General features: G+C 40.3%; 1 protein-coding gene. It reads left to right on the forward strand.

The annotated features are described in order from the left end of the window. Positions 1–211: 211 nt before the first annotated feature. The coding region (locus A1D25_RS07805) for an IS110 family transposase (RefSeq protein WP_157395128.1) at positions 212–672 on the forward strand (461 nt) is incomplete at its 3' end.

The raw sequence follows: 672 nt of genomic DNA on the forward strand, positions 1-672 counted from the left end.
CGCCAGCGTGGCGTCCCTTGTATCTTACTCAACTGTAAATTGGTAAAATAAAAACGTATTATTTTACCACCAAGCATAACCGTAAATTGTGGCGTCCCTGAGTGCTTAGACACTGGTTTGTAGAAAAAACGGTTATGCTTAACTCATCACCAATCTGAATGGTATATTAGTGCTTGCAACGCAATGACACTGCATTTACAAGGGTAGAAAAATGATGAATTACAGTTACTTAGGCATTGATGTTTCTAAACGTAAACTTGATTTAGCTTTATTCAACAACATCAACAGCCGTAAACGCCAAAACAAAGTCTTCAATAACGATTTAAAAGGCTTCACGTTATTGCTTGATTGGCTTAATAAAAATGTGGATAAAAACCTGTCAGAACTTCGTATCATCATCGAATCAACAGGCGTTTACCACCGTAATTTGGCTTATTTTTTAGCAGACCACGGCTTGTTTATTAGCCTTGTGAACCCTGCGGATAGCCATAAATTTATTAGTTCAGGAAACCTGCATAAAACCGACAAATGCGATGCCGTTGGGCTTGCTCAATTCGGTATTGCGTTGAGCCTGCGAGACAAGCTCACCCAATGGCTACCTGAACCGCGTGAAGTGCGTCAGCTTAATGCGTTAATTGCTCGCCTTGATACTTTAAAAGCGGACTTACAACG

The sequence above is a fragment of the Ursidibacter arcticus genome (assembly GCF_009761375.1).
GTDB classification, from domain to species: domain Bacteria; phylum Pseudomonadota; class Gammaproteobacteria; order Enterobacterales; family Pasteurellaceae; genus Ursidibacter; species Ursidibacter arcticus.